Consider the following 16,842-nt stretch of genomic DNA (forward strand, 5'->3'; position numbering starts at 1 on the left):
TCCTAGTAAGGGTGCCGCCACATGGGAGCGTCCCGCACGGAGCGTGATGGGGGAAGAGGGAGTGGCCCGATCAGGCCACGGAGGGTCACATTCGGGCACGATTCATGTCACTCCGGTCTTCTCCGCATTACTTCTGCCCCGCCAGCATCACAGGTGGCCGGTGAGACGGGCGTGAAGCGAACGGGCGGACGCGTCCGTCAGGGACCCGATCTGGTCGACGATCACCCGCTTGCGCGCGCGGTCGTCGGCCACCCGGTCGAACAGCGCGCGGAACTGGGGGTCCAGGCCGTCCGGGGCGCGGACGGTGAGCGCCTCGGCGAGTTCGGCGACCACGATCCGCTGGTCGGCCCGCAGCCGCTCCTGCTCGGCGCGCTGCATGACGTACCGGTCGGCGACGGCCTTGAGGACCGCGCACTCCAGGCGGGTCTCGTGCGGTACGACGAGTTCGGCGTCGTATCTCGTAAGTCTCCCGGTGCCGTACCGCTCGCGGGTGGCGGCCTCGGCGGACAGGCAGAAGCGGCCGATGAGCTGGCTGGTGGCGTCCTTGAGGCGGGCCTGCGCCACGGCCGAGCCGTCGTAGCCGTGCGGCCACCACTCCTGGTCCTGGAGGCGGTCGAGGGCCGCGGCGAGTTCCGCCGGGTCGGTGTCCTCGGAGACATACCTCCCGAGAGCGACCTCGAAGACCGCCCGGCGTTCCGGTTCGGCGCGCAGGCGGTCGGGGTCGATGTGGCCCGCGTGCAGGCCGTCCTCGACGTCGTGGACCGAGTAGGCCACGTCGTCGGACCAGTCCATGACCTGGGCCTCGAAGGTGGTGCGGGTGCCGGGGGCGTCCTTGCGGATCCAGTCGAAGACGGGGCGGTCGTCCTCGTAGACGCCGAACTTCTGGGAACCGGGGTCGGCCGGGTGCGCTCCGCGCGGCCAGGGGTACTTGGTGGCGGCGTCCAGGGTGGCCCTGGTGAGGTTGAGGCCCACCGAGCCCTCCTCGGTGAACCGCTTGGGTTCGATGCGGGTGAGGAGCCTCAGGGACTGGGCGTTGCCCTCGAAGCCGCCGCAGTCCTCCGCGAACTCGTTCAGGGCCTGTTCGCCGTTGTGGCCGAACGGGGGGTGCCCCAGGTCATGGGCCAGACAGGCGGCTTCCACCAGGTCGGGGTCGCAGCCGAGGGCCGCGCCGAGCTCCCGGCCCACCTGGGCGCATTCCAGGGAGTGGGTGAGCCGGGTGCGGGGGCTGGCGTCCCACATCTCGTTGCGGGTGCCTGGCGTGACGACCTGCGTTTTGCCGGCGAGCCTTCTGAGCGCGGCCGAGTGGAGGATGCGGGCGCGATCGCGTTGGAAGGCGGTGCGGCCGGGGCGCTTGTCCGGTTCCGGGGCCCAGCGTTCGGTTGACTGCGGGTCGTACGGCATGTCTTGACAGTACGGGCAGTGACTGACAATTCGCCGGTGGGACTGCCGGGATCTGTCTCATGGCGGGTGCGGCGCCATAGTGGCTTGTCGCGCAGTTCCGCGCGCCCCTGACTAGGCCGCCGTGGCCTGCGATGCCCATGCCTGGTGGTAGCGGTGGACGACCAGGTCGGCCATCGCCGGGTGGGTGCCCAAGGGTGCTGACGCGATCCACGGGGCCTTCTGCGCGCACTGCGTCGCGAACAGGCCCGGAGCCGTGAAGTAGGACGCCACCGCCACCCTGTCGCGACCTCGCGCCGCCAGTGCGCGGATCGCCGTGTCGACCGTCGGAGTCGCCGCGGAGGCGTACGCCGGGACCACCGGGACTCCCAGGCGGGCCGCGAGGAGCTGCGCCGTGCGGCGGGTGTCGAGGGCGGACTCCGGGTCGCGGGAGCCGGCCGCCGCGAGGACCACGGCGCTCGTACGGCGGGTCTCCTCGTCCGTCTCCGTGGGCCAGCCCGCCTCCACCAGACGGGCGTGCAGGGTCTCCACGAGAAGGGGGTGCGGGCCCAGCGGAGCCGCCACGCGTGTGCGTGCCGGGGAGGCCGCCGCCATCTCCGGGATGTCGCGCTTCACGTGGTAGCCGCGGGAGAGGAGGAGCGGGACCAGGACGGCCTCCGCCGTGCCCAGGGACGCCAGCGTGTCCGGCAGCAGGGGCTCGTTGAGCTCGATGTGGCCGAGGTGGACCGGCAGGTCGGGGCGCTGTTCGCGGACCTGGTCCAGGAGCCTGTGGACCGTGTTCAGGGTGCGCGGGTCGCGGCTGCCGTGGGCCACGACGACGAGCGCCGGCGCTTCGGAGTGCCGCCTGCCGTCGAGCGGTACGAGGCCGAGGTGGCTGCTGATCCGGTTCATGCACCGATGGTGACGGCCTGAGGTTGCCTCCCCGTTTCACGGCAATAACGCGTGCTTTCCAGCGGTTCACCGAGCCGGTCCCGGGGATGTGAGGAGGCGTGACCTGCGTCTTCGCGCGGGGAAGTGAGTCTGGTCACGCGCCGGCGGACGAACCGATCGGCCGGACGGCACGTCTCTGTCTGTCGAACGACCGGGGAGGGACCGTCCGATGCGACTGCCGAGGGTACGCAGACCGCGCCTGCCACGCACGCGTGCCGGGCGGCGCAGGCTCGTGCAGGCGGTGATGGCGGGGTGTGTGCTGGCGCTGCTGCCGTCGACCTGGATGTACGTGGTGACGGGCGACCGGCTGCGGACGACGGCCGACGTGCCGCGCACCGAGGTCGCCGTGGTCTTCGGGGCCGGTCTGTGGGACGGCGAGCCGTCGCCGTATCTCGCCCACCGGCTCGACGCGGCGGCCAAGCTGTACCGGGAGAACCGGATCGAGGTCGTCCTGGTCACCGGCGACAACAGCCGCAAGGACTACGACGAGCCCGATGCCATGCGCGCGTACCTGACCCGGCACGGCGTCCCGGCCACACGGATCGTCAGCGACTACGCCGGCTTCGACACCTGGGACTCCTGCGTCCGCGCGCGGAAGATCTTCGGCGTGGACAGGGCGGTGCTGATCAGCCAGGGCTTCCACATCCGGCGTGCGGTCGCCCTCTGTCAGGCGGCGGGGGTCACCTCGTACGGCATCGGCGTCGACGCCAGGCACGACGCCACCTGGTACTACGGCGGCACCCGGGAGATCTTCGCGGCGGCGAAAGCGGCCCTGGACGTGGTGCTGCGGCCGGACCCGCGGTTCCTGGGACCGAAGGAGACCGGAGTGACGGACGCGCTGGCCTCGGCCCGCTGACCGCGGGGGCGCGGCGCGTTCCTCACCGCTGCGGGGGGGTCGCGGGGGAGGTCGCCGTCTTGGGCGCGTAACACGGAGCCGTCCCCGGCGTAACACGGCCGAAGCACGCTGAAAGGCATGCAGAACTCCGCGACGCCCACGCACTGCCCGTACTGCGCCCTGCAGTGCGGCATGAACCTGACCCCCGCTCCCGACGGGACCGTCGAGGTGAGCGAGCGCGCGGACTTCCCGGTGAACCGGGGGGCGCTGTGCGGCAAGGGCCGTACGGCGCCCGCGGTGCTCTCGTCCCGGGTGCGCCTGACCTCCCCGTTGGTCCGCTCCGGGGGCACGCTGGTGCCCGCCACCTGGGACGAGGCGCTGGACCGGATCGCCGAGGGGCTGTCCCGCACGCGCACGGAGCATGGCCCGGACGCGTGCGGGGTCTTCGGCGGGGGCGGCCTGACCAACGAGAAGGCGTACACGCTCGGCAAGTTCGCGCGGGTCGTCCTCGGCACCTCGCAGATCGACTACAACGGGCGCTTCTGCATGTCGTCCGCCGCGGCGGGCGGGATGAAGGCCTTCGGCCTGGACCGCGGGCTGCCCTTCCCGCTGGAGGACGTCCCGAAGTCCGGCTGTGTCATCCTCGTCGGCTCGAACCTCGCCGAGACCATGCCGCCGTCCCTGCGGTTCTTCACCGAACTGAAGGAGAACGGCGGCACGTTGATCGTCATCGACCCGCGCCGCACCAGGACCGCCGAGCAGGCCGACCTGCATCTGATGCCTCGGCCCGGCACGGACCTCGCTCTCGCGCTCGGGCTGCTGCACCTGATCGTCGCCGACGGGCTCGTCGACGAGGAGTACGTCCGTGAGCGCACGGTCGGCTGGGAGGACGCGCGGGCCGCCGCGATGGCCCACTGGCCGGAGTACGTGGAGCGGATCACCGGGGTGCCGGTACCTCAACTCCGGGAGACCGTACGGATGTTCTGCGAGCCGGAGTCCGCGATGGTGCTCACCGCGCGCGGGCCCGAGCAGCAGTCCAAGGGCACCGACACCGTCAGCGCGTGGATCAACCTGTGCCTGGCGACCGGGCGTGCGGGGCGGCCGTTCAGCGGTTACGGCTGTCTGACCGGGCAGGGCAACGGACAGGGCGGGCGCGAACACGGCCAGAAGGCCGACCAGTTGCCCGGCTACCGCAAGCTGGACGACCCGGCGGCGCGGGCGCATGTCGCCGAGGTGTGGGGCGTGGACCCCGACTCGCTGCCCGGACCGGGGCGCAGCGCCTACGAGTTGCTGGACGCGCTCGGCACCGACATCAAGTCGCTGTTGCTGATGGGCTCCAACCCGGTGGTGTCGGCGCCGCGCGCCGCGCACATCGAGGAGCGCATCAAGTCCCTCGACTTCCTTGCCGTCTGCGACGTCGTGCTGTCGGAGACCGCCGCCCTCGCGGACGTGGTCCTGCCGGTCACGCAGTGGGCCGAGGAGACCGGCACGACGACCAACCTGGAGGGGCGGGTGCTGCTGCGCCGGCAGGCGATCACCCCGCCGGACGGCATCCGCAGCGACCTGGAGGTCATGCACGAACTCGCCGACCGACTCGGGGTGGAGAAGGGCTTCCCGACCGACCCCGAGGAGGTCTTCGAGGAGTTGCGCCGGGCGAGCGCGGGCGGCCCGGCCGACTACTCCGGGATCACCTACGGGCGGCTGAGGGAGGAGGACGGGGTGTTCTGGCCGTGTCCGACGGAGGACACGGTGGTGCACCCCGGCACCCCGCGGCTCTTCCTGGACCGCTTCGCCCACCCGGACGGCCGGGCCCGCTTCGTCCCCGTCTCGCACCGGGCGATCGCGGAGGAGCCCGACGAGGAGTACCCGGTGCTGCTGACGACCGGCCGGGTCGTGGCCCAGTACCAGTCCGGTGCGCAGACCCGCCGCGTGGACGAGCTGAACGCCGCCGCGCCCGGGCCGTTCGTGGAGCTGCACCCGCGGCTCGCGGAGCGGCTGGGGGCGGCCGAGGGCGACCCGGTGGCCGTGGTCTCGCGACGCGGGCGGGCCGTGGCACCGGCCCGCATCACACTCGGCATCCGCCCCGACACCGTCTTCATGCCCTTCCACTGGTACGGCGAGGGCCGCGCCAACACCCTCACCAACCCGGCGCTGGACCCGACGTCACGGATGCCGGAGTTCAAGGCGTGCGCGGTGCGGGTGGAGGCGGTGGAGCGATAGGGCCTGCCTGTCGTTCGGATCGGGCCGGAGGAGAGCTGCGGCGGTGTCGGCCGATCCGGGCGGGGCCATGGGAGTCCCCCGCTCGGGCGCAGCCGGGAGTGGGGGAGCGTGCGTGCGGCCGCGAGGCGGAGGCGGGAGTCGACGCGGGTGCCCTTCGCGCGAGGTCGTCCGTCGTAGGGAGTCGGCGGTCGGCGGCAACCGGGCGGGGGACGGCCCCCGCGCCTTTGACGCCTTGGCGAAGTGCGTGCCTGGCCCCTCCATGCCGGGAAGATCCGGTCGGCAGGCCCCGGCTCACCGAAGCAGCCAGTCGCCGCCCTCGATGGGCTTGCCGCCCGTGCGCAGGCGGGCGGCGACGGAGGGGGCGGGCACGGACGTGCCGTCGGCCGTGCGGATCACCTCGCGGGCGACCCGTTCGTACAGGTTGCGCGGGTCTCCTGGGCGGTACTCCTCCAACTCGTCGAGGACGGCGAGCAGTTCGGCGTAGGCGTCGGCCCGCGGGGTGACGAGTTCCCCCATGACCACTCCCCCGGCCTCCTCGACGGCGTACGGATAGCCGGGGCCGTCGTACAGCAGCGCGCCGGTGAGCCGGCCCGGCTCCTCGGAGCGGATACGGCCGCGCAGGAAGAGGTCGTGGTTGACCTCGCCGGGGCGGAGGGTGCCGTAGACGAAGATCGGGAATCTCGCTGGGGTCACAGAAACGATTCTCTCCCCACACATACCTGCACGTGACGCGGTATGGACACGGCTTGTCATGACCTCTTAAATCTTCGTCAACGTCCGCGCCACCCCCACGCGCCCCATTGGCGCCTTTCAGAGGAGACCGATGAGTCGGATACGGCCGTACGTCCGAGGTGCCCGTTCCCGTCGTCTCGCCACCGCCGGAGTGGCCGTCACCGCCGCCACCCTGCTGGCCGCCGCCCTCTCCCCCGCCGCCGGTGCGGCGGACAGACCGACCAGGGCCACCGCACTCGAGCACGCCGCCTCCGTCCTGGCCGACCGGGCCCCGGCGCTGGGGCTCACCCCCGCCCAGGGCACAAAGGTCCGGGACGTGATCGTCGACGCCGACGGCACCCAGCACGTCCGCTACGACCGCACCTACCGCCAACTGCCGGTGCTGGGCGGTGACTTCGTGCTCCACCTGGCGCCGGACGGGGCATACAGGAGCTCCTCGCGCGCCACGAAGAGCGCGATATCCCTCTCCAGCGTCACCCCGGTCCTGTCCGCCCCGAAGGCGGCCGACCTCGCAGCGAACGCCCTCAAGGCGGCCAACCTGGGCGAGACGCTGAAGAAGCTGACCGCCAAGCCGCGGCTGGTCGTCGACGCGCTGCACGGGGCGCCGAAGCTGGCCTGGCAGACCGACGCGGCGGCACAGGACTCGCTCGGCAACCCGGTCGCGCGGACGGTCCTCACGGACGCCCGCACGGGTGCGCAGATCGACGCGTGGGACAGCATCGAGCAGGCGGCCGGCGACGGCAAGTCGCTGTACAGCGGCACGGTTTCGCTGGAGACGACCCAGTCCGGGTCGACGTACCAGCTCAAGGACGCGACCCGCGGGAACACCTACACGGGCGACGCGGCCAACAAGACCGACCTGTGCTTCCTGACCATCTGCTTCAGCCGGGCGCCCGCGACGCTGTTCACCGACGCCGACAACCACTGGGGCACGGGGGCGACTGCGGACCGGGCCACGGCGGCAGTGGACGCGCAGTACGGCACCGACGTCACCTGGGACTACTACAAGAACGTCCACGGGCGGAACGGGATCGGCGGGGACGGCAAGGGCTCCTACAACCGCGTCCACTACGGCAACAACTACAACAACGCCTTCTGGGACGACAGTTGCTTCTGCATGACGTACGGCGACGGTGACGGGACGCAGCTCGGTCCGCTGGTGTCGCTCGACGTGGCCGGACACGAGATGTCGCACGGCGTGACCTCGAAGACGGCTGCGCTGACGTACTCGGGCGAGTCGGGCGGGCTCAACGAGGCGACCTCCGACATCTTCGGCACGCTGGTGGAGTTCTACGCGGGCAACTCCTCGGACACCGGCGACTATCTGATCGGCGAGAAGATCGTCCGCTCCGGCTTCGGACGGGACGCCCTGCGCTACATGGACAAGCCCTCCAAGGACGGTGCCTCCGCCGACTCCTGGAGCAGTTCGGTCGGCAACCTCGACGTCCACTACTCCTCCGGCGTCGCGAACCACTTCGCGTATCTGCTGGCGGAGGGCAGCGGTGCCAAGACCATCAACGGCGTCAGCTACAACTCCCCCACCTCCAACGGCTCCACGGTCACCGGCATCGGCCGCGACAAGCTGGGCGCCATCTGGTACCGGGCGCTGACGGTCTACATGACGTCCTCGACGAACTACGCGGGAGCGCGGACGGCCACACTGAACGCGGCGAAGGACCTGTACGGCGCGGGCAGCACGGAGTACAACGCGGTCGCGGCGGCCTGGAGCGCGGTGAACGTGAACTGACGTCCACCGACCGGACTTCGGACGTGGGAAGCGGCCGCCTCGTGGTTCCGGGGCGGCCGTACCCGTTGCAGTGGGGGCAGTGGGACGAGGACGACCCGCATGTCCACGTCGAGGTGGCGTCGTCGCCACCGGGTGCGGGCCGCGGGTGCCGTACGCCATGACCTCACCGCGTGGCCTGCCGGGAGCACGCCCGGTCCGAGCATCCGCGCTTCGCCGACGAGATCGAGCGGCTCGGCGCCCTGCCGGGCTCGTCCGTCACCCCCGCCGACGCGCGGCGGGCCGCCGAGCGGCATCGCGCGCTCGCCGAGAAGTTCTCCGGCTCAGAGGGCTGACGCGAAGTGATGGCACCCACGGTGGGGCAGAGGGCCTTCGCGTAGGGACCCGCCGCGGTCCAGGGCTGTCGGGCGCGACCAAGGTGATCATCCGCAGCGAGGCGCAGGGGCGGCCCACCTTCTGTTTTCCCGACCCCGCGTCCGGGCCACCTACCCCGCGGGCCAACGGCACGTGTCCCGCCCGGAGATACGGCTGGCGCACGGGGCCGTGCGGCCCCTGCTCGGTGGCCCGGCTGCCGGCCTCGTCGGGCGAGTGGTCCCCGGCGCGCGCTCCCCGGGGGGCGGCGACGACACCGGGGCGCCCCCAGGGCCCTAGCCGAAGTCGGGCAGGGTGATCGTGCCGTCCTCCGCCAGGGGGAAACCCGGGTTGTACGCCACCTCCCAGGCGTGGCCGTCGGGGTCCGTGAAGGCGCTGGAGTAGAAGCCGATCTCGTTCCACGCGGCCGGTTTGGTGATGGTGCCGCCCGCGTGCGCCACGGTCGCGAGGAGGGCGTCGACCTCCGCCTCCGAGCGGACGTTGTGGGCGAGGGCGATACCGCCGAAGCCGTGCGCCGGCCCCGGTTCCAGTCCGCAGTCCTTCGCGAGTTTCTCCCGGCTCCACAGGACCAGGCCCAGGCCGCCCGCCTGGAAGAAGACCGTCTCCGCGACCTCCTGGCCGCGCCAGCCCAGGGCCTCGTAGAAGGCCTTGGAGCGGGCGAGGTCGAGGACGCCCAGCGTGATGAGGGTGACGCGCGGTTCCATGCCCATCGCCTCACGGTAGCGCCGGCACGCCCTCCTGGCAGGAAACCGTCACCCGCCGTACGGCATGGCGGTCCTCCCCTCCCTCAGCACCCTGCCCCACCACGCCAGCTGGTCCAGCATCGTCTTGGCCGCCGCGTCCGGGCCCGACGGATCCTTCAGGCGGCCGTCGGCGAAGGAGCCGCCCGCGTTGTGGAAGCTCACCGTGTCCCTGATCGTCACCGCGTGGAGTTCGGCGAAGACCTGGCGGAGGTGTTCCACGGCTCGCAGGCCGCCCGAGACGCCGCCGTAGGAGACGAGGGCCACGGGCTTGGCCTGCCACTCCGTGAAGTGCCAGTCGATCAGGTTCTTCAGGCCGGCCGGGTAGGAGTGGTTGTACTCGGGGGTGAGGACGACGAAGGCGTCCGCGGACGCGAGCTTGGGGGTCACCGAGGCGAGGGCTGCGGTCGTCTCGGGGGTCGGGGCCATGGACATGGGCAGGTCGGCCTCGGCCACGTCCACGACGTCCGGGACCAGGTCGTCGCGGTCGCCGAGGCGGTCGAGGAGCCAGTCGGCGACAACGGGGCCGAAGCGGCCGTGGCGGTTGCTGCCGATGACCAGGGCGACACGGAGCGGTGCGCTGTCTGTCTGCATGGGAGACAGCCTGATACCTCGACCAAAGGTGAGGTCAAGCGCGGAGCTCGACCGCCGGGTCACCCGTTCACACGCGCGCCCTGCGCCCTTCGGGTTCTCTTCCGCGAGCTGCCCGCCGTACCGCGATGACCTGCTGAAACTCCGGCCGACCCGGCCCGGGGCAGAGCGACCTGACACCCATTCACCACATTTCTGACACTCCCTCAGGAAGCGGACCCGGCCCACTGCCACTTACCTCGAAGGCACAGGGACTGACCCACCCGAGAGCTCGAAGGAGCACCATGCGCCCCACCACCCGCCTGCTGACCGGCAGCGCGCTCGCCGTCGCCGCCGCGGGTCTCGTCTGTGCGCCCGCGTACGCCGGGGACACGGACGGGCTCGAGGTGTTCCCGTCCTCCGTGGTGCCGGGCGGGCAGGTCACCGTGAACACGGCGGCGTGCGGCGACGGCGGTACGGCGGCGGGGGACGCCAGCGCGGTGGGCGCGGGCGCCTTCACGCTGGCGCCCAGCACGCACGAGGGTGACGCGATCGGGCAGTTCCGGGTGCCGCCGAGCGCGCAGCCGGGGACGTACGAGATCGTCGCGACCTGCGCGGAGGGCGACCAGCAGGTGACCGGTGACCTGGTGGTCACGCTGACGTCCCAGCGTCAGCCGGTGCTTCCCAGAGGAAGCGTGAAGACGGGGGTCGGCGGCGCTCTGGGCCCCGACCCCGTGCAGACCGCGGCCGGCGTGGCGGCTCTCGCCGTCGCCGCCGCGGGCGGTACCTGGCTCCTGCATCGCCGGGCGAGAGGCGACGGGATCTGACGGACACCCTCCGCTGTCCGTCCGCCGGTACCGCATGTCCCCTCCCCCTCCGGGTCCGACGCCCCTCGCGGCCCGGAGGGGGACGGGCAGGCCAGCCGTAGAGGAGGCTCCTGTGCGCAACCGCAGCATCGGCAACACCGCCATAGCGGGCCTCACCGTGGTGGCCCTGTGCACCGGCGCGTGGCTGCTGCGCAACGGCACCGAGACGCACCCCCCGCCGCAGCCGTCCGCCGCCCAGGCACACGCAGGCGGGGACAGCGGGCGGGCCGCCGCGCCCGCCCTGCCGCCGTCCCCGCCCGACCGCGTCCGTATCCCCGCGATCCGTGTGGACGCGCCGCTGATGGGCCTGGCCCTCACGGCGAGCGGCAGCCTCGACGTGCCTCCGGCCCCCAAGAAGAACCTCGCCGGCTGGTACGACGCCGGCACCACCCCCGGTGAGACGGGCACCGCGATCGTCGCCGGGCACGTCGACAACGCCGAAGGACCCGCCGTCTTCTACGACCTCGGCGCGCTCCGCAAGGGCAGCGCGATCGAGGTGGACCGGCGCGACGGAAGCGTCGCGGTGTTCACGGTGGACGCGGTCGAGGTGTACGACGCGAAGAACTTCCCCGACGAGAAGGTGTACGGGGCCGCGAGGAGGCCCGAGTTGCGGGTGATCACCTGCGGCGGGGGCTACTCGCGCTCGACCGGTTACCGGGGGAACGTGGTGGTGTTCGCGCACCTCACGGGGAGCCGCTGACGACCGCCTCGGCGATGGCGCGCGCGCAGTCCAGGGACTCGGTGCGGGTGGTGTCCACCTCGATGTCGTACACCACGCCCTGGTGGACGATCTCCGCCTGCTTCTCGGCCATCCCCCGGGTCCGGTCGCCCCGCACGATCTCGCGGCCCGCGGCGACGGCTGCCTCGCAGCGCACGCCGACCCACAGGACGTCGAGTCCGGTCAGCGACTCGCGCCACCGTTCCTGCGAGTGCGCGCCACCCAGGAAGACGTCGTCGATGATCACCGGGGCGCCCGCCCAGGCCGTCGCGGCGACCCCTGCCCGCCAGGCCGCCTCCAGGCGCGTGAACTCCTCCCCGACGCTCACCCCGCCGTCGGCCGCGAACTCGATGCCCCCCGCGTCGGAGGCCTGGAGCGAGGCGGGCAGCGACTCGACGAACCCGTCGATGCCGAAGGCCAGCCACGGGTCGGGCAGGACCTCCTGGAGACACCGCGCGATCCCGGACTTGCCGGAGCTGGAGCCACCGTTGAGCACGATCACCTGAGTCGTCACGGCGTCACCGTAACGTCAGGCGAGCCACTGTTCGTACGCGATATTCGCGACCAGCGCGAAGACGACCGTCAGCAGCACGATCCGCACGAACCCGCTGCCCCTCTTCAGCGCGGTGTGCGCGCCCAGCAGGCCGCCCGCGAGGTTGAAGACGGCCATCACGGCGGCGAGCTGCCACAGGACGGTGCCCTGCCAGGCGAACATCGCCAGGGCACCCGCGTTGGTGCAGCAGTTGACGATCTTGGCCGTGGCGGAGGCGGTCACGAGGTCGAGGTGGAGGACGGCGGTGAGGGCGAGGACGAGGAACGTGCCGGTGCCGGGGCCGACCAGACCGTCGTAGAAGCCGATGCCGAGGCCCGCGAGGCCGATCGCGGCGAGGATCCGGCGGCGGCCGGCCGGGCCGGTCGCGGGGGCGGTGCCGAACGCGGGGCGCAGGATGACGAAGGCGGCGACACCCAGCAGTACGACCATGATCAGCGGCTTGAGCACGTCCGTGCTCATCCCCGCCGCGAGGAAGGCACCGGCCGAGGACCCGGTGACGGCCGCGATCCCGATGCGGACCGCGAGTCGTACGTCGACGGGGGCCTTGCGGGCGTAGGTCACCGCGGCGCCCGAGGTGCCGACGATGGCGACCGCCTTGTTGGTGCCGAGCGCGTACGCGGCCGGGGTGCTCGCGGGCAGGCCGAGCAGCAGGACCGGCAGCAGGAGGAGCCCTCCGCCGCCGACCACGGCGTCGATCCAGCCGGCCGCGAGGGCGGTGAGGCACAGGACGACGGTCATGGTCAGCGATATGTCGGGCATGATCGCGACCCTAAGGGACCGAGGTGACCTCACCGGAGCGGTGTTCCGGGCGTACGGTCTCCTCACAGCGCGTCCCCGGCGTCCTCCCTCAACCCTCACACCCACCCCCGGCCCCTGCTGAGGGCAGCGTTCCTCGCGGGAAACAGAGGTGATGCGGTCGGGTAACACCCGCAACGCACGCTCCTAGACATGACCTCGAATACGCGTGTGGTGGTGATCGGCGCCGGGCTCGCGGGCGTCCGGCTCGCCCGGCGGCTCGGAGAGCTCGGCACGCCCGTGACGCTGATCGGCGAGGAGGAGCACCGCCCGTACAACCGGGTGCTCCTCGCCGAGGTGCTGGCCGGGCGCTACACCCCCGACGTGATCGCGCTCCCGGCGCCGGCCGCGCTGACCCGTACGCGGGTCACCGGCATCGACCGCGGGGCACGGACCGTCGAGTGCGCCGACGGCTCGGAGATCGCATACGACACGCTGGTCCTGGCCACCGGCTCCAACCCCGTACTCCCGCCGCTGCGCGGCCTGTTCACCCCCGACCACGAGCTGCCCGAGGGCGTGCACGCGTTCCGGACGATGGACGACTGCCTGGGGCTGTCCAAGGCGGTGCGGCCGGGCGTGAAAGCCGTCGTCATCGGCGGTGGGCTGCTCGGGGTCTCCGCGGCCCGCGCGCTCGCCCAGCGCGGCGCCCAGGTCGTCCTCGCCCAGCAGTCCGAACGGCTGATGGAGCGCCAGCTCGACCCGAGCGCGTCCAAGCTCGTGCGGCGCCACCTCGGGGACCTCGGCGTCGAGGTCCACACCGATCTGCGCGTACGGGACGTGCGCTGTGTCGGCGGCGCGGTCCGCTCGGTCGAGATGGCCGACGGATACGCCCTCGACGCCCAGATCGTGGTCCTGGCCTGCGGGGTCCACCCCCGCGTCGGCCTCGCGCAGACCGCGGGCCTGGACGTGCGCAAGGGCATCGTCGTGGACGACGAACTGCGCACGTCCGACCCGCACATCCACGCCATCGGCGACTGCGCCCAGCACGACGGCAACGTCTACGGACTCGCCACCCCGGCCCTCGAACAGGCCGACGTGCTCGCCGAGTTGCTGGCGGCCGGCTCCGGAAACCAAGGCGCCCGGTACACCGGCACCCGTTCGCTGACCCGGCTCACGCTGCCCGGACAGACCGCCTTCGACCTGGCCGCGTTCGGCGAGACCGAGGCGCTCCCGGGCGACGACGTCGTCCAGCTCGCGGACGCCACCCGCGGCACCTACCGCAAGGTCGTCGTCCGCGACGACCGCCTGGTCGGCGGGGTCCTCGTCGGCGAACTCGGCACCGTCGGCGCGCTCGCCCGCGCCTGGGAGGGAGCAGAGCCGCTCCCCTCCGACGGCGGCCCGCTGCTCCACCTGCTCACCAACGATGGAGGCTCCTGATGACCGCCACCCCGGAGGCCACGGAGGCCACCCCCACGATCGTGCTCGTCGGCCACGGCATGGTCGGCCAGCGCTTCCTGGAGGCGCTCGCCGAGCGCGGCCTGACCGCCACCCACCGCGTGGTCGTGCTCTGCGAGGAGCCGCGTCCCGCGTACGACCGCGTCGCGCTCACCTCGTACTTCTCCGGCAAGACGCCCGAGGACCTGTCCGTCACGGACATGGAGTTCATCGACACGCACGGCATCGAGCTGTACGTCGGCGACCCGGCCGTCGCTGTGGACCGCGACGCGAAGAAGGTCACCGCGAAGTCCGGGCAGGTCTTCGACTACGAGACCCTCGTCCTCGCCACCGGCTCCTTCCCGTTCGTGCCGCCGGTCCCCAACAAGGACGCCCAGGGCTGCTTCGTCTACCGCACGATCGAGGACCTCCTCGCCATCGAGGAGTACGCGAAGACCCGCACCACGGGTGCCGTGGTCGGCGGCGGTCTGCTCGGGCTGGAGGCGGCCGGTGCGCTGAAGGGGCTCGGACTCACCTCCCACATCGTGGAGTTCGCGCCGCGGCTGATGCCGGTGCAGGTCGACGAGGGCGGTGGCGCGGCGCTGCTGCGCACCATCGAGGAGATGGGGCTCTCCGTCCACACGGGCGTCGGCACGCAGGAGATCGTGGTCGACGAGGCGGGTGCCGTCACCGGCATGAAGCTCTCCGACGGTTCCGAACTCGCCACCGACCTCGTGGTGTTCAGCGCCGGTGTCCGCCCCCGCGACCAGCTGGCCCGCGACTGCGGACTGACGGTCGGCGAGCGCGGCGGCATCGCGGTCGACGAGCAGTGCCGTACGGTCTCCGACCCGCACGTGTTCGCGATCGGCGAGTGCGCGCTGGCCGCCGACGGCCGGGTGTACGGCCTGGTCGCGCCCGGTTACGAGCAGGCCGAGACCGCGGCGGCGACCATCGCCTCCGACGAGGCGGCCTTCCTGGGCGCCGACCTGTCCACCAAGCTGAAGCTGCTCGGCGTGGACGTCGCCTCCTTCGGTGACGCGCACGGCGCGACCGCCGACTGCCTGGACGTCGTCTACTCCGACTCCCGCGCGGGCCTGTACAAGAAGCTGGTCATCGGCCGCGACGGCACGCTGCTCGGCGGCATCCTGGTCGGCGACGCGGAGGCGTACGGCACGCTGAAGGCGTTCACCGGTTCGGTCCCGCCGGTCAAGCCCGAGTCGCTGGTGCTGCCGGCCGGTGCCGGGGAGTCGGTCCAGCTCGGCCCGACCGCGCTGCCGGACGACGCGATCATCTGCTCCTGCAACAACGTCCGCAAGGGCACGATCCGCGGAGCGGTCACCGAGCACAACTGCACGACCGTGCCCGAGGTCAAGAAGTGCACCAAGGCCGGTACGACGTGCGGCAGTTGCGTCAAGGTGCTCGGCCAGCTGGTCACCGCCGAGCTGGAGGCGTCCGGCGTCGAGGTCGACAAGGGCCTGTGCGGCTGCTTCTCGCAGACCCGCGAGGAGCTCTACGAGATCGTCCTCGCCCTGCGCATCAACACCTACCAGGACCTGCTGGACCGCTACGGCCGCGACAGCGCCAAGGGCGGCGACGGCTGCGAGATCTGCAAGCCGGCGGTCGGCTCGATCATCGCCTCCCTCGCCCCGACGATCGGCGCTAGCGGCTATGTCCTGGACGGCGAGCAGGCCTCCCTCCAGGACTCCAACGACCACTTCCTCGCCAACATCCAGAAGAACGGCTCCTACTCGGTCGTGCCGCGCATCCCCGGCGGTGAGATCACCCCCGAGGGCCTCATCGTGATCGGTGAGATCGCCCGCGACTTCGGCCTCTACACGAAGATCACCGGCGGCCAGCGGATCGACATGTTCGGCGCCCGCGTCGAGCAACTGCCCCTCATCTGGACCCGTCTGGTGGACGCCGGCTTCGAGTCCGGGCACGCCTACGGCAAGTCCCTGCGCACGGTGAAGTCCTGCGTCGGCCAGACCTGGTGCCGCTACGGCGTCCAGGACTCGGTCCGCATGGCGATCGACCTGGAACTGCGCTACCGGGGGCTCAGGTCGCCCCACAAGCTCAAGTCGGCGGTCTCCGGCTGCGCCCGCGAGTGCGCCGAGGCCCAGTCGAAGGACTTCGGCGTGATCGCCACCTCCAACGGCTGGAACCTCTACGTCGGCGGCAACGGCGGTGCCACCCCGCGCCACGCGGACCTGCTCGCCCAGGACCTCACCGACGCCGAACTGGTCAAGCTCATCGACCGGTTCCTGATGTTCTACATCCGCACCGCGGACCGCCTGGAGCGCACCTCCACCTGGCTGGAGCGCATCCCCGGCGGCCTGGACCACGTCCGTGACGTGGTCGTGGAGGACTCCCTCGGCATCTGCGAGGAGCTGGAGTCCCTGATGACGGCCCACGTGGCGCACTACGCCGACGAGTGGGCGACCACCATCAACGACCCCGAGAAGCTCGCCCGTTTCGTGTCCTTCGTGAACGCCCCCGACACCCCCGACCCGGTCGTCGGCTTCGTCCCCGAGCGCGAGCAGATCAAGCCCGACCTGCCGCTGCTGACCATCGGCCACCGTCCCCTGGAAGGAAGCGCCCAGCGATGACCCTGGCACCCGAGACCACCGACCTGAAGGTCCAACTCCAGCTGAACGGCGACTGGTTCGCGGTCTGCGAACTGGCCCGGCTGCTCCCCGGCCGGGGAGTGGCGGCCCTGCTGCCCGACGGGCGCCAGGCGGCCCTGTTCCGCGACCGCGCGGGCAACCTGTACGCCGTCGACAACCGCGACCCCTTCGGCGGCGCGGCGGTCCTCTCCCGCGGCCTGACCGGCACTCACCAGGGCCGCCCGTTCGTGGCCTCGCCGCTGCTCAAGCAGCGGTTCGACCTGGAGACCGGGCAGTGCCTGGACGACGAGTCGGTGCGGATCACGACGTACGAGGTGCGGGCGGCGTAAGGGCACGCGGGAAGGGGCGGCCACCATCGGGTGACCGCCCCT

The 16,842-nt window shown here is 72.0% G+C and carries 16 protein-coding genes; 9 read left to right on the top strand and 7 right to left on the bottom strand.

The annotated features are described in order from the left end of the window. Nucleotides 1–147: 147 nt before the first annotated feature. Together ABZT06_RS11395 and ABZT06_RS11400 are read right to left on the bottom strand one after the other, a co-directional pair. Nucleotides 148–1,401, bottom strand: coding sequence for a deoxyguanosinetriphosphate triphosphohydrolase (locus tag ABZT06_RS11395; protein ID WP_355738350.1), 1,254 nt, complete (start codon nt 1,399–1,401; stop codon nt 148–150). A 111-nt stretch (nt 1,402–1,512) separates the two neighbouring features. Further along, a complete protein-coding gene (locus tag ABZT06_RS11400) occupies nt 1,513–2,289 on the bottom strand; it encodes a sirohydrochlorin chelatase (RefSeq protein WP_355738353.1) in 777 nt (258 codons plus the stop codon). A gap of 208 nt (nt 2,290–2,497) precedes the next feature. Here ABZT06_RS11400 and ABZT06_RS11405 point away from each other — a divergent pair, with 208 nt between their 5' ends. Further along, a complete protein-coding gene (locus ABZT06_RS11405) occupies nt 2,498–3,184 on the top strand; it encodes an ElyC/SanA/YdcF family protein (RefSeq protein WP_355738356.1) in 687 nt (228 codons plus the stop codon). Nucleotides 3,185–3,301: 117 nt separating this feature from the next. Next, nucleotides 3,302–5,383 (top strand): molybdopterin oxidoreductase family protein, encoded by a 2,082-nt coding sequence (locus ABZT06_RS11410; RefSeq protein ID WP_355738359.1) that lies wholly within the window; start codon nt 3,302–3,304, stop codon nt 5,381–5,383. Nucleotides 5,384–5,674: 291 nt separating this feature from the next. Here ABZT06_RS11410 and ABZT06_RS11415 read toward each other — a convergent pair whose 3' ends face one another. Continuing rightward, entirely contained in the window at nt 5,675–6,100 is a 426-nt protein-coding gene (locus ABZT06_RS11415; protein ID WP_355738361.1) for a gamma-glutamylcyclotransferase family protein, read from the bottom strand. Nucleotides 6,101–6,206: 106 nt separating this feature from the next. Between ABZT06_RS11415 and ABZT06_RS11420 the strand changes: the two genes are divergently transcribed. Both ABZT06_RS11420 and ABZT06_RS11425 read left to right on the top strand, forming a co-directional pair. After that, on the top strand, nt 6,207–7,862 hold the full coding sequence (locus ABZT06_RS11420; RefSeq protein ID WP_355738364.1) for a M4 family metallopeptidase: 1,656 nt from the start codon (nt 6,207–6,209) through the stop codon (nt 7,860–7,862). Between the two features lie 170 nt (nt 7,863–8,032). Next, the gene (locus ABZT06_RS11425; RefSeq protein WP_355738367.1) at nt 8,033–8,194 is read left to right on the top strand and encodes a hypothetical protein; all 162 of its coding nucleotides are present in this window, start codon (nt 8,033–8,035) and stop codon (nt 8,192–8,194) included. A gap of 312 nt (nt 8,195–8,506) precedes the next feature. Here ABZT06_RS11425 and ABZT06_RS11430 read toward each other — a convergent pair whose 3' ends face one another. Together ABZT06_RS11430 and ABZT06_RS11435 are read right to left on the bottom strand one after the other, a co-directional pair. Then, entirely contained in the window at nt 8,507–8,935 is a 429-nt protein-coding gene (locus ABZT06_RS11430; protein ID WP_355739303.1) for a VOC family protein, read from the bottom strand. Nucleotides 8,936–8,983: 48 nt separating this feature from the next. Then, nucleotides 8,984–9,565: an NAD(P)H-dependent oxidoreductase gene (locus ABZT06_RS11435; protein ID WP_355738370.1), complete on the bottom strand. Its 582-nt coding sequence runs from the start codon at nt 9,563–9,565 to the stop codon at nt 8,984–8,986. A gap of 281 nt (nt 9,566–9,846) precedes the next feature. Between ABZT06_RS11435 and ABZT06_RS11440 the strand changes: the two genes are divergently transcribed. Then, entirely contained in the window at nt 9,847–10,368 is a 522-nt protein-coding gene (locus ABZT06_RS11440) for a hypothetical protein (protein WP_355738373.1), read from the top strand. A 112-nt stretch (nt 10,369–10,480) separates the two neighbouring features. After that, nucleotides 10,481–11,107 carry a class F sortase gene (locus ABZT06_RS11445; RefSeq protein ID WP_355738376.1) on the top strand — a complete coding sequence of 209 codons (627 nt, stop codon included), beginning with the start codon at nt 10,481–10,483 and terminating at the stop codon, nt 11,105–11,107. Here ABZT06_RS11445 and cpt read toward each other — a convergent pair. Together cpt and ABZT06_RS11455 are read right to left on the bottom strand one after the other, a co-directional pair. Then, nucleotides 11,091–11,639, bottom strand: a complete 549-nt coding sequence (gene cpt, locus ABZT06_RS11450) for a chloramphenicol phosphotransferase CPT (RefSeq protein ID WP_355738379.1) — start codon at nt 11,637–11,639, stop codon at nt 11,091–11,093. The two genes, ABZT06_RS11445 and cpt, sit on opposite strands and share 17 nt — an antisense overlap. Nucleotides 11,640–11,654: 15 nt before the next feature. Next, nucleotides 11,655–12,437, bottom strand: a complete 783-nt coding sequence (locus ABZT06_RS11455) for a TSUP family transporter (protein ID WP_355738381.1) — start codon at nt 12,435–12,437, stop codon at nt 11,655–11,657. Between the two features lie 189 nt (nt 12,438–12,626). Between ABZT06_RS11455 and ABZT06_RS11460 the strand changes: the two genes are divergently transcribed. From ABZT06_RS11460 to nirD, 3 genes are read left to right on the top strand one after another with little or no spacing between them, the layout of a single operon-like run. Continuing rightward, nucleotides 12,627–13,850 carry an FAD-dependent oxidoreductase gene (locus ABZT06_RS11460; protein WP_355738383.1) on the top strand — a complete coding sequence of 408 codons (1,224 nt, stop codon included), beginning with the start codon at nt 12,627–12,629 and terminating at the stop codon, nt 13,848–13,850. Continuing rightward, nucleotides 13,850–16,453: a nitrite reductase large subunit NirB gene (gene nirB / locus ABZT06_RS11465; RefSeq protein WP_355738385.1), complete on the top strand. Its 2,604-nt coding sequence runs from the start codon at nt 13,850–13,852 to the stop codon at nt 16,451–16,453. The genes ABZT06_RS11460 and nirB overlap by 1 nt, the downstream gene beginning before the upstream one ends. Beyond that, nucleotides 16,450–16,800, top strand: coding sequence for a nitrite reductase small subunit NirD (nirD, locus tag ABZT06_RS11470; RefSeq protein WP_355738388.1), 351 nt, complete (start codon nt 16,450–16,452; stop codon nt 16,798–16,800). The genes nirB and nirD overlap by 4 nt, the downstream gene beginning before the upstream one ends. The last annotated feature ends 42 nt before the right edge of the window (nt 16,801–16,842 follow it).

The sequence above is a fragment of the Streptomyces sp. NPDC005483 genome (assembly GCF_040606035.1).
GTDB lineage: Bacteria > Actinomycetota > Actinomycetes > Streptomycetales > Streptomycetaceae > Streptomyces.

Excerpts from the sequence above, each read along its gene's own strand:
- ABZT06_RS11420 (WP_355738364.1), top strand. The coding sequence starts at position 6,207 with ATGAGTCGGATACGGCCGTACGTCCGAGGTGCCCGTTCCCGTCGTCTC.
- nirD (WP_355738388.1), top strand. The coding sequence starts at position 16,450 with ATGACCCTGGCACCCGAGACCACCGACCTGAAGGTCCAACTCCAGCTG.
- ABZT06_RS11415 (WP_355738361.1), bottom strand. The coding sequence starts at position 6,100 with ATGTGTGGGGAGAGAATCGTTTCTGTGACCCCAGCGAGATTCCCGATC.
- ABZT06_RS11455 (WP_355738381.1), bottom strand. The coding sequence starts at position 12,437 with ATGCCCGACATATCGCTGACCATGACCGTCGTCCTGTGCCTCACCGCC.
- ABZT06_RS11440 (WP_355738373.1), top strand. The coding sequence starts at position 9,847 with ATGCGCCCCACCACCCGCCTGCTGACCGGCAGCGCGCTCGCCGTCGCC.
- ABZT06_RS11430 (WP_355739303.1), bottom strand. The coding sequence starts at position 8,935 with ATGGAACCGCGCGTCACCCTCATCACGCTGGGCGTCCTCGACCTCGCC.
- nirB (WP_355738385.1), top strand. The coding sequence starts at position 13,850 with ATGACCGCCACCCCGGAGGCCACGGAGGCCACCCCCACGATCGTGCTC.
- ABZT06_RS11395 (WP_355738350.1), bottom strand. The coding sequence starts at position 1,401 with ATGCCGTACGACCCGCAGTCAACCGAACGCTGGGCCCCGGAACCGGAC.
- ABZT06_RS11435 (WP_355738370.1), bottom strand. The coding sequence starts at position 9,565 with ATGCAGACAGACAGCGCACCGCTCCGTGTCGCCCTGGTCATCGGCAGC.
- ABZT06_RS11460 (WP_355738383.1), top strand. The coding sequence starts at position 12,627 with ATGACCTCGAATACGCGTGTGGTGGTGATCGGCGCCGGGCTCGCGGGC.
- ABZT06_RS11400 (WP_355738353.1), bottom strand. The coding sequence starts at position 2,289 with ATGAACCGGATCAGCAGCCACCTCGGCCTCGTACCGCTCGACGGCAGG.
- ABZT06_RS11410 (WP_355738359.1), top strand. The coding sequence starts at position 3,302 with ATGCAGAACTCCGCGACGCCCACGCACTGCCCGTACTGCGCCCTGCAG.
- ABZT06_RS11405 (WP_355738356.1), top strand. The coding sequence starts at position 2,498 with ATGCGACTGCCGAGGGTACGCAGACCGCGCCTGCCACGCACGCGTGCC.